The sequence below is a fragment of the Alicyclobacillus sp. CIJ1 genome (assembly GCF_057538885.1).
The window spans coordinates 1-11,895 of record NZ_BAAJPH010000020.1; the positions used below are offsets into that span (position 1 = coordinate 1).

The following is an 11,895-nucleotide window of genomic DNA, read 5'->3' on the forward strand; positions in this document are numbered from 1 at the left end:
GCATGCGTCAAGATCAGGATTTGGGAGAGGATGCGAAGGCGCATGGGGATAGGCATGTCCAACGTAAGGGAAGGAAAGGGATGGGTGATCAACAAGGGGACTTGAAACGCACACTGAGTGGCATTGCTTCAGCTGCGATTGTTCTGGGTGCGATTAGCCCGATGGCGTTTGCGGCAACGTCCACAAGCGGTCTGACGCCAGCTGGCCAGCTGCCGATTGTGGTCAATGGCCAGGTTTTGTCGAACCCCTATGAGATGGTGGGGATCGACTCGGGCAACAAGACGGGGTATTTCCCGATCTACTACTTCAGCCAGGCGCTCGCGAAGATTGGCATCCAGTCGACTTGGAATGGTGTGACCCACACCTGGGCGCTCACGGATTCCAACGTGAACGCGGCGAACGTCCAAGTCGCGGGTGGCGTGGGCACCGGCAACACGACGGTGACCCTGAATGGCACCGCGATTAAGATGTTTAACACCCAGGCTGCTAAGGATCCGGCGGGTGGTCCGGTCACGACCTACATGCCGATTTACTACATTGACAACATCTTGACGGCGCTTGGGATTCACGGGTCGTTCAGTGGGCAGACCGGCCTGAACATTACCACCGCGCAGAACACCGCGGGCTCGAGCCTGAGCGCGATTACGGTGTCGGGTGGTACGGGCACAGGTTCGGCGTCGAATCCGGCTGTGGCGCTGAACAACCAGACGCTCACGCTGTCGACGACGCTTACGGACGCCAATGGCAACCCGGTTCCGAACACGGCTGTGCAGTTTGAGTTCTCCGAGTACGGCAATGCGCCGAGCGTTCTGCCGACGGTGATGAACTCGAGCGGCACGGTGATCTCGGGTACGTCGAACTCGAGTTATGAGGCGTACACGGTCTACACCGACAACAACGGCGTCGCGACCATCAAGGTGCAAGGTCCGGCGGGTCAGACCTATGCATATGAGGTCGTTGCGACTGCGCCGTATGCGGGCAGCAACAACACGGCGATCACCAGCCAGCCTGCGTATGTGACGTTTGTGGGTAACGATGAGGCTGCAATTACGCCGTATGCGGGACAGAACCAGCCGTTTGGCGCGACGATGGGCACCGCGGTGCCGATCACGGTTGTGGTTCCGCCCAATAGCGCAGGTCAGCCGCAGTCGAATGTGCTGGTGACGCTGACGACGACGGGCGGCGCGTACTTCACGAACTCGTCGGGAGCTGACCTTGGACAGACCATCCAGGTGACGACAAATTCGTCCGGTATTGCTGAGGCTTGGCTGAATGACTCGAACAACGAGACGGTGGAAGTCTCGGCGCAGATGCCGACGGGTCTCGGTATTAACAACCCGAGCCCGACGTACATCTACTTCGCACCGGCTAGCACGGCGGCGAACATCGCGAATTACTCGATTTCGTCGACCTCGGTGCAGGCGGGTCAGTATGTGACGGTGTCCGGGCAGTTGGTGAACGCGGCGGGCAATCCGCTTCCGAACGCGCAAGTTCTCGTGGTCGGTAACGACCTGACGAACAGCGGTGACTTCGGCTATGCGACCACGTCGAACGGAAAGACGACGCTTGTGGACTTCCCGGATGTCGGGAATGTGTCCGGTAGCGGGTCGAGCAGCTATGTTCCGGTGGCGAAAGGTACCGCAGCGAATTCGAGCACGGGTCTCCTGATTACAGCGGACTCGAACGGGAACTTTAGCTTCCAGGTCACGGATACGAGTGACAATTCGACTGCGACCTTCAGCATCTATCCGGTGTCCAATGGTGTGGTGACCAGCTCGACGCCGCTGAAGAGCGGAACGATTACGTTCGCAACGAGCACGACCCTCGATTACATTAGCGTCGCGGGTACGGATTCGGCTGCGCAAGCGAACACGTACACGTCGATTAGCGGCCTGAGCGCAGCGAACCACTCGGATGCGGGTGCGGTCTTTGTGGATCCGCAGAACGCTGCAGGCGATCCGCTCATGGGTCAGAACCTGACGTACACGCTGACGGTGAACAATGGCGGTACAGTGGCTGCCATCACGGATGCGAGCGGCAAGACGATTCTGCCGATCAACGCATCGAACCCGGGCCTTGCCTCGGTGACGGTGGAAGAGACGTACAATGCGTCGACCAACACCTATACCATTACGGTGCCTGGTCAGAGCGGTTCGATTACGCAAACGGGCAACCCGGACTTCGGTGTGGTTGTGTACAATGGCAACACTGGTGCGACGACGCTCACCATCCAGTCGGGTGGCGTGACGGCGACAGCGCAGTACACGTTCACGGGTGGCCAGCCGACCTACGTGCAGAACCTGAGCCCGATCTCAGCGACGATGACGCCGGGGGCGCAGCAGACGGTGACCTTGACGGTGGAAGACGACCAGGGCAACCCGGTCTCGAACTCGGAAGTGCCGATCTACCTGGCGCAAAACGGTTCGTCTCCGTTGGCATGGATCACGCAGGTCAACGGCGTTGCGCTTGACCAGACGGAGAACATGGGCACCACTTCGCAGGCGAGCTATGCGAGCGAGCCGACGCCGATTCCGGTGGGCGGACCGCAGTCGGGTCTGGGCTACAGCACCGTCAACATCTCGGGTGTGGTGGCTTGGAACTCGGCAATGCCCAATATGCTTGACGTATATACGAACTCGAATGGCCAGGTCAGCCTGACGCTGTCGAACGGTACGACCTATTATGTGGCGCCGTCGTCTAACGGCACGACCCCTGGCACGTTGGCATCCGCGCCGGCATCTACGTCGGGTAGCCTGAGCTTCTGGACATGGCCTGCGAAGGGTGATTCGGCGGCTGCGCAAGAGGCACTGGTGATTGAGTCCGGCACGGCGCAACCGACGAGCCCGACGAATACGGTCAGCGGGACGACGTATCAGCCGACGCAGGAGCTTGGTTCCATTAGCTTCTCGTCGAGTGCGACGACAAGTGTGCCAACAGGTAGCGGCACTGTAACAATCGCAGGCAGTGCGAATGATATCAGCGGTGGTACCTTGACGGTGTCGACATCAAACGTCAACATCACGGGTGGTAGCTATCAGGTGGTGAACTCGAGCGGCACGGTGGTCTCGGGTGTCACATCGACGACGCCGAGCGGTTCGAACAACCAGGCTACCTTGTCCATCCCGAGTGGGTTGACACCGGGGACGTATACAGTGCAGTATGTGCTGAACGGCGCAGTCGAGGCGTCTGGTACATTTACAGTGGCTGTTGGCTCCGCGGCTAAGGCGACTGTTAATCTGAGCCAAACCTCTGTCACCGCGGGCAACCCAGTGATCGTCTATGGCACGGTCACTGATGCGAATGGTAACCCGGTGTCCAATGTGACTGTGTATCTATCTGGTGCTGGTATCAAGAGTGGGTCGAACAATTATGTCTCGACGACCACGTCTTCCACAGGGGCTTATGCGGTATCGGTGACACCAACGATGGCCGGTAACAACGAGACTATCACTGTGAGCAGTGATGCGGCTGGTCAGAATGTCTTGGGTACTGCCACGTTGACGGTGAATCCGGCATCTGCTTCGCAGCTTACTGTTTCGCCGACTACCGCGACGGTTACTAACGGCAAGAGCCAGACTGTCACGGCGACTGTGACAGATGCGTATGGCAACCCAGTGAGTGGCGTGACCGTTAACTTCGCGCTTGAGTCTGGTGCTGCGGGAACGCTCAGCGCTGCTTCTGCAACGACGAACGCTAGCGGCCAGGCGAGTGTGACCTATACGGCTCCGTCCTCGGGCTCGGGTACCGACACGGTGACTGCTACAGTGTCGAGTGTGACTTCGAGCAACAATACTTGCACCATCACTTACTAATGAGCTATTGCTCATTAGACGAGAGTCGATGGCCCCATCTGGGGCTGTCGGCTCTTTTTCTTTTTTCACCTCTGGTTGGCTAGCATAACATGGTCGTATTCCCTCTCTATGTGTTCAGTTGACATGTTCTTCAGAGAAGAGATATGCTTATGCAGGTGTCATGCCTGCTAAACAATTGGGCTGCGGAATCATTAAGCCTGGATAACCGACGCGTCGACGAGCCGCAGCACAAGAGAGGTGACGAGTGGAGCGTATGAAACCAGCCGTGAAACGTTCGTTGCAAGTGGGACTTGGCGTGGTCATCGCGGCCGCGCTCGCAGGAGGAGGGTACTACTGGTACGAATCGAGTCAGTACTTGACCACGGACGACGCTTACGTGGATGGATTCCAGTATGTCATCGAAGCGCCTGCAAGCGGGAAGGTCGTCAATTGGGAAGGGTACGTGGGCGCGACCCTGACGCCCGGCGCCGTCATCGGGGATATTGAAGAGCAATCGGGGAATGCCATGTCGGATGTGCCCGTGGAATCGCCGGGAAATGTCTCCATCGTTCAGCGTGACGTGGCCGACGGAGAAGAGGTGGTCGCGGGGACACCCATGGCGTATGCGTATGACTTACACAATCTTTACGTCACCGCCAATGTGAAAGAGACCTTGATTCGCGAAGTCCATGTCGGTCAGAAAGTGAAAATCGACATTGACGCTTATCCGGGCCAGACCTTTGAAGGCGTGGTGGCGAGAATCGGTCTTTCCACAGCCAGCGCCTTGTCCGAAATTCCATCGACCAGCGACAACGCGAACTTCACCAAAGTCACTCAGGTGATCCCCGTGACCATTGACTTTACTACATATCCTGTCGAACCCATTGTACCGGGGATGGATGTCACCGTCCACATTGTGAAGAACTCATGACGGGAGATGAAGGGATTGGATGCTGTGAGCTCGACCCCGACCCAACACCGGTCATCTCCGTATCTTCAATTGGTCATCGTGCTCATGGGCACGTTCATGGCGGTGCTCGATACGAGTGTCGTGAACGTGGCCATTCCGAAGATGGAAGTTGCGCTCAACACCAATACGAGTGACATTCAATGGGTGTTGACCGGGTACATGCTGGTCACCGGTGTCATTGTGCCAACCTCAGGTTGGCTCATTGATACGCTTGGTCCCAAGCGGCTCTTTCTCTTTGCGCTTGTGGTCTTCACGGCGGGTTCGGCCCTCTGTGGACTCGCGTGGAACTTGCCCTCGATCATTTTCTTTCGAATTCTCCAAGGCATTGGCGGTGGATTGCTCCAGCCGGTTGCGCAGACCGTGATCTATCGGACCTTCCCGCCGCAACGGATCGGGTCCATCATGGGCGTATTCGGCATTACGATCATGGGCGCGCCTGCGTTTGGACCGCTCATCAGCGGGTACTTCGTGGAGTATTCCTCATGGCGGTGGATCTTCTTTGTCAACGTCCCGATCGGGATCGTGGCGCTCCTCTTGGCGATTCCGTACATGGACGACTTGCCGACCTCCTCATCCTTCAAACTCGACGTGTGGGGGTTGACGTTTTCGACCATTGGGTTCTTTAGCTTGCTCTACGGCTTCAACAACGTGCCGGATCACGGATGGGGGTCGACGCAGGTTCGCGTGGCGTTGGCCATCGGAGTGGTGTCGCTCCTCTTGTTCGTGATCACGGAGCTTCGGGCGGAGCGGCCCTTGCTCCAGCTGCGCTTGCTCACGACGTACACGTACGCCATGAGCTTGATCGTGGTCTCGATTCTGAGCGTGGCGCTGTTCGTCGGCATCTTCCTCATGCCGCTTTATCTCCAGAACATTCGCGGCTACAGCGCGCTGCGCACAGGACTCTTTGTGACGCCCGGCGCCTTGGTCAGCGCGCTCGTGATGCCGATCAGCGGTCGGTTGTTCGACAAGATCGGCGCACGACCACTCGGGCTCCTTGGCATCGGAATCCTTGCGGTTTCAACCTACGCGTTCACGTTCTTAACCACCGACTCGACAGGCGCACACATTCAGTTGCTCTACATCGTGCGAAGCCTCGCCATGGGCATCGCCATGATGCCCATCATGACGGCCGGGACCACGGCGGTGGTGTCGAAAAACCCCATGTTGGCGGGGCAAGCGGCCGCGTTGACCAACACCATTCGAAATGTCGCTTCGGGACTTGGGACGGCCGTCATGACCGTGTACATGACGAAGCGTGAAACCATTCGCGAGGCCCAGCTTGCTTCGCAATATGATCCGGGCAGTCCTCGTACTTTACAGTTGTCCCAGGCGACCGCCCACTACTTGGCGCAAGGCATGTCGCAAACGCAAGCTCATGCGCAAGCGATGCTTCAAATCACCGACAACTTGCAGGCCAATGCGTTTGTCCTCGGCATGAACGACACGTTCATGGTCTCGACGCTGCTTGCCATTGCCGCTTGGATTGTGGTGCTCTTCATCTATCCGATCGGGCAATCGCCGCAACGTCGGTCGTCCAATCCGCGGGTATCGCCCGCGATGGATTAAGCTGAACACTTGAACGGTAAGGGGGTTTCCCATGATGAGCACTCAACCGCCGATTCGAGAAGAAATTCCGAGTGGAAGAAGGCCCAACGCGAAGGTCGTGGCGGGTGTAGCCGCCGCGGTGGTCGTGGTTCTCGGGACCACGATCGGCGTTCTCAGCGCGCGCGCGTCGCAGGCAGCGACCATGCTGCCGACAAACGATCTGTACACCCTCCATCCAGCGAGCGCTTCGCCGACGCTCGTGACGCAAGGGACCATTGAGAGCAAAACCGAGGTGCAGGCGAGCTTTCAGGGGCCAGGCGGGCGCGTGGCGCAAATCGACGTCCAGGTCGGTCAACACGTCAAGGCTGGACAAATCCTTGCGCAATTAGATGATTCCAGTACCAAGCTCGCCGTGGACCAGGCCCGGGCCACCTACGAACAAGCGGTCGCTGCGGTCGCTGAAGCTCGAGCTTCCATGGTGGAAGCGGGCGGCGGCTTGCTCACGGCGGAGGGCAATGTGGGGCAGGCCAAGGCGGGCGTGAACGCGGCGCAAGCGGGCATCACGCAAGCGCAAGCGGGTGTCAATGAAGCCGAAGGTCAATTGAACCAAGCGAAAGCGGGACTCACCAAAGTAACCGAGGGCCCAACAGCGGCGGAAAAAGCGGTCGCGGAGCAAAACGTCCAGGCCGCCGAAGTTGCGGTGGAAAGCGCGCAAAAGGAGTATGAGGACGCGCTTGCGGCGTACAATGATCGCACCCAGGCGTATCAGCAGCTGGTCGCGGCGCAAAACGCGTATAACCAAGCCAAAGTCGCTCTGCAGACCGCTGAACAAAACCAGCAAGCGAACATTGCCGCCGCGCAGCAGGCGGAACAGACCGCCGAGCAGAACTTGCAGATCGCGCAGACCCAACTGAACAACGCGGAGCAGAAGGACGGCTCCATCACCGAGCAACAGGTACAACAAGCCTACCAGAACTACCAAAACGCCTTGTCGAACTACAACGCGTATCAACAGCAGTTCGGGACGGCCAACAACCCATATGCGGAGGAAGTACAAAGCTACGAAGCCATCTATCAGGGGCTCGAGCAAGGATACGAAGAGTTGCAAAACGCGAAACAGGCCTACAGCGCAGCGCAAGCTCAACTAGCCCAGGCTCAGTCTCAGCTTCAGACGGCGCAAACGGCGGTCGCCAACGCTCAAGCGCAATATCAAGCGGCGCAGAGCGCGCTTCAAGCGGCTGAGCAGGCGTACAACGACCGGACGGCTGAGCAAACTGCGGTGGATCAGGCGCTTGCACAGCTGAATGCCGCGAAAGCGAACCTGGCGACAGCCAAGGCGCAGTATCAAGAAGTGGTTCAGCCGCCTGACCAGGGCTCCTTGCAGTCGGCCCAAGCTGGGATTCAGACGGCCAATGCGGGTGTACAAAATGCGCAGGCGGGTGTCCAGGCCGCCAATTCGAAGCTCCAAGCGGAGATTGCTGGGTTACAATCGGCTCAAGGCGGACTGCAGGAAGCGTTAGGATCCCAGGACGCGGCGCAGGCTCAGTTGCAGGCGGCTTCGGCGCAGGAGCAGGCAGCCCAAGCTCAGTTGCAACAGGCCGAGCTCAATGAAAGCTACATGACCCTTCGCGCGCCTGTCAGCGGCGTGATCGCTGCGAAGGACATCGAGGTCGGCGACACGGTGCAACCCGGGCAAACGGCGTTTGTCATCGACACCCAGGTGTATGAGGTGGTCTTCCCGGTCTCCGTGGATCAATTGAGCGAAGTGCATGCAGGGCAGCAGGTCACCATGACCGTGCCAGGACTTTCGTCCACGCTTCGGGCCACGATCTTCCGGGTGGATCCCACGCCGATTCAAAACAACGGGGACAGCTACGAAGTGGAGGCCATTGTCAATCAGCCGCCGGCGAATCTGAAAAACGGCATGACGGGGCAAGTGACGGTCAATCTGGGGCAAGTGAAATCCCAGTTTATCATCCCGAGCATTGCCATCCAGTCGTGGAATGGCCAAGAAGGCGTCTTCGTGTACAAACCGCATGCGAAAAGTTCGGCTCAAGCCGGATTGCCGCCGCATGTTGAATTTGTCCCGGTCTCCTACACGCCTGTGAACGGCTATCAGGACGTGGTGAGCGGGGACCTGCAGTCTGGGGACCAGATCGTTCTTGGCGAAGGAGCATTCATCGTTGGGCGAAATGGGCAAGAAGACGAGAATTGAATCGAGCCAGATCCCGGGCTTCGCTCGGGAACATGAGGAGAGGTTCGTGGAACCGCTCGCGCGTACCCTTGCGGTGACCACGTATCTCCTGGTACATTCCGCCTTTTTGCAGCCCTTTTGTTCGCTCACGCCAGGGCAATATGTGCTCATGGACTTGGTTCGGCGCAACATCGCGACGCGAACCATGGACCTTGCCGATCATCTGGGCGTCACGCCGAGCGCCGTGACCATTATGCTCTCACGGCTCGAGAAGAGGGGCTGGATCCAGCGGAGCGAAGACCAGAGTGATCGGCGTGTGGTGCATATTGTCATCACCGAACAAGGCCAGGCGGAGATGACGCGCGTGGAGCGCGCGTTTACGTTCATTGTTCAACAATGTACGCGAGATGCGTCGGAATACGCATCGTTGGAACGTATCTTGAGGAGTTTACAAGAAACTCTCACGCTCCACTTGCGTACATCGCGTCCGGTCTCCGCCTGGGTACCAAAAGACGACGAAAAGCTCTAAACGAAAGCGGCCTCGCGGAATGTTCCGCCGAGGCCACTTCTATTCAGTGTCGTATGACTTGGAACTCCTTCAGTTCGCCGTGCTCGACGTACAAGAACCGCCCGGGTTTGTCGGGTGGGAGTTTCTCCGCGCCGGGGACGCCGAGGATGGTCCTGGATGCGATCTCGTCATCCACGCGTCCGCAGATGCGCCAAACCTGTTGGCGAATCTGGGAACCGAGAATTTCGGCCGTCGGATACTGCGCCGAGAGCAAGAGCACAATGCCCGTCGCGCGTGAGGCCAAGGCAAATCGCTCGAGGTACGCATGCGCGCGGTTGCGGATGTCTTTCTCATCCTTGCCACCCGTGCTCGACGTAAAAATCGAGAGCTCATCCACGACGAGAAGGATCGGTTTCTCCTCGAGCAAGAAGCCGCGTTCCTGCGCTTCCCGAAGCGACGAGGCGCCCGCTTCCTTGAGCTTGATGAGCCGTTCGCGGTGGGTCGTCCAGAGCGCTTCAAGAAGCGGCAGTGCGTCCTGCGGAAATTCCTTCATGGGCTCCGCGAGCCGAGGAAGGAGTTCCAGATAGTCGACGCCGCCCTTGGGGTCGACCAGGTAGACAAGCCAGCCCCCTTCGAGGGCCTGCTCCATGATCAGGCGTATGAGCGTCGATTTCCCGCTGCCAGTGCTTCCTGCGATCAGGAGATGCGGCCAGATGGGAAGGCGCCAGAATACCTTCCCGTCATGGCCATAACCGAGGAGAAACGACATGCGAGCTCCCGGGTGCGGCTCTTCGTCGTCGCGATCGCGCTTGACCCTAGGTTTAGGCAGTCGCCGCGTGCCTGGTTCGCGACTGGCCGCCTTGACGACCTGGTCCAGCGAACCGGAAGCGAGCACAAGATGCACACGGTCGCGGCGCTTCGGGTCCTGGGTCACCGAGCGGAATCGCTCGACGCCAAACGAGGCGCAGAAGGGAACGGCGATCTCGGGTTGTTGCCAGATGGAAGCCGGGAGCCCTGCCACAATAAGCTCTACGTCACCGTTGGTGCGCTCTTTCACTCGAACCAGGGTCGGGCGCCTGTAGCGCGGGTTGTCCCAGAGGTCTGCGCGTCGCAGCGCCTCCTCGAAGGAGGAAGCGTCGACAATCACATGGTTACGGTCGATCCAGTTGGTCCAAGCGAAATACGCTACGAGAACCGCAAAAATGGCGACAAGCCATGCTATCCAAAGATCCCGTTCGAGACCCTGCGCGACGTGACTACGCATCCGATACGCTTCATATGCGTGACGTGTGCAGAATACGACACCGATCACAGTGGCCAAGAACAGAATCGGGTGACGGCGCAACTCCCGCCAGGCCCATCGAAAGAAATCCGCGACGAGATCCATCAATTGCTCCAAGTCCGAAGAACGCGTGTTCATGCTCATGACCTTCACCTTCTTCTGTATTCATTTCATCCCCCAAGGGAGATGCAGGACAGGAACTTGTCCTTATGGCACAAGCTCCGCTTGGGCTTGAATAGATTGCGACACAGAAGGGCGCACTCCGTGACGACCTGCGAGCAATCGCATTTCTTTCTCCGTTGCCAGGAGAAATTCCATGGCCGAACACCCCAAGGCCTCCGCGAGGTGTTCCAGATACGCATCGGTGATGCAGGCTTCCGGAGACAGCCCACGGACCAACGCCCACTTGGCCAATAGCGTTTGTTGCTGCCGGGCCATGGTTTTGACATCAAACGCTGGGCCTGGCAAAACGCGTTCGAAGGACTCCGAATCTTCGATCACCGATTCGATCACGTGTTGCCACATCGGGTCCCATGGCCAACGTGAGCGGTTCAGATCCTCCGTCGGTTGTCGGAGGGACAACCACTGGAGAAACCAGTATCGGAGGAATTTCGGGAAATGTGTCACCACTTCATCGACTTCCATTTCCGCGAAGGTCCGCGTACCGTGGCGGAGCTGGTGAAACACCTCACGGCGGAGTTCGATTTCCGCGCGCCATACGGGTGCGCCGGTCCAGCCGTTTTGCTCCCATAAGCGCAAGAAGAATTTCGCCTTCGCAGACTTTCGGCTCGAGAACAGTTCATGGTGTTTATCGTAAATCCTCGCATGGATGGGCGGGCGCCCAAACGAGAATCCCGTAAACTGCCGATTCACCGCATGCGAGATTTCCGGCATCTCTTGGACATACTCGAGCCATTCGACCTCGTATTCGTGTTGATCCACGATCCGAGATCGTGTCACAAGCCGTGGCAAGTCTTCTGGGGCAAAGGTCCATTCGTCGCTGTCGATTGCCCAGTCGAGTCGACTCACGCGAGAACGCACGCCCCATTCGCCGTCTGACGTGTACAACATGTGCGGCGCGTCCGCGATCCATCGCAAGGTTCGCATGACGTCTTGCCACCAGGCGTGAAACGGCCTCGCCCAAAGCTCCATGCTGCCGAGGATCACTTCGAACGGCCACAAATGTGCCTTGCGCGGCGGCTCGGTTTCGTACACTCGCCAGCGAATGCCTATGTCTTCCGCTTCCCGGGCCCAGCTGCGAAAGGCGAGCCATCGTCCCGAGGAGGCCGCGGCATCATAGACAAGATGCAGGCCATATCCAGGAAGGGCTTGGCCGTCGGGCGCCTGGTTGTCTCGGAACCTTTGAAGGGTCCGAATGAATTCGCCAAAGACCACCGTGTGGTCTTCGACCCACAAATGCGCTACAATCATGTCAGGGTTGGACAGGATCAACGTCCATTCCCCCTCTGCATTCCAGAAAAAGGTGCGTATTTACAAGGGTGCGTGTTACTCACCGCACCACGTTGCTCATTCCTCTGCGATGGGCTTGGCCCAGGCGTCCGGCCGGCTCCGGTCCCCCAACCTCCGCCGGCCGTCCGCCTGGGC

Annotated in this window: 7 protein-coding genes; 5 read left to right on the top strand and 2 right to left on the bottom strand. The window is 58.7% G+C overall.

Going from position 1 to position 11,895, the window contains the following annotated elements; genetic code table 11:
- Positions 1-80: 80 nt before the first annotated feature.
- The 5 genes from AC27E8_RS00170 to AC27E8_RS00190 all read left to right on the top strand — a co-directional run bounded on the left by AC27E8_RS00170 (position 81) and on the right by AC27E8_RS00190 (position 9,029).
- Complete coding sequence (locus AC27E8_RS00170; protein ID WP_487098938.1) at positions 81-3,812, top strand: beta strand repeat-containing protein; 3,732 nt, start codon at positions 81-83, stop codon at positions 3,810-3,812.
- A gap of 253 nt (positions 3,813-4,065) precedes the next feature.
- Positions 4,066-4,722, top strand: a complete 657-nt coding sequence (locus AC27E8_RS00175) for an HlyD family secretion protein (RefSeq protein WP_304459275.1) — start codon at positions 4,066-4,068, stop codon at positions 4,720-4,722.
- 24 nt (positions 4,723-4,746) lie between these two features.
- Entirely contained in the window at positions 4,747-6,327 is a 1,581-nt protein-coding gene (locus tag AC27E8_RS00180; RefSeq protein ID WP_487098942.1) for a DHA2 family efflux MFS transporter permease subunit, read from the top strand.
- A gap of 31 nt (positions 6,328-6,358) precedes the next feature.
- Positions 6,359-8,521 (top strand): efflux RND transporter periplasmic adaptor subunit, encoded by a 2,163-nt coding sequence (locus AC27E8_RS00185; RefSeq protein ID WP_487098939.1) that lies wholly within the window; start codon positions 6,359-6,361, stop codon positions 8,519-8,521.
- A gap of 46 nt (positions 8,522-8,567) precedes the next feature.
- Positions 8,568-9,029, top strand: a complete 462-nt coding sequence (locus AC27E8_RS00190; protein WP_304459277.1) for a MarR family winged helix-turn-helix transcriptional regulator — start codon at positions 8,568-8,570, stop codon at positions 9,027-9,029.
- Positions 9,030-9,072: 43 nt separating this feature from the next.
- Here AC27E8_RS00190 and AC27E8_RS00195 read toward each other — a convergent pair whose 3' ends face one another.
- Both AC27E8_RS00195 and AC27E8_RS00200 read right to left on the bottom strand, forming a co-directional pair.
- Positions 9,073-10,434 (bottom strand): FtsK/SpoIIIE domain-containing protein, encoded by a 1,362-nt coding sequence (locus tag AC27E8_RS00195; protein ID WP_487098940.1) that lies wholly within the window; start codon positions 10,432-10,434, stop codon positions 9,073-9,075.
- 63 nt (positions 10,435-10,497) lie between these two features.
- Positions 10,498-11,742, bottom strand: coding sequence for a hypothetical protein (locus AC27E8_RS00200; protein WP_487098941.1), 1,245 nt, complete (start codon positions 11,740-11,742; stop codon positions 10,498-10,500).
- Positions 11,743-11,895: the final 153 nt, after the last annotated feature.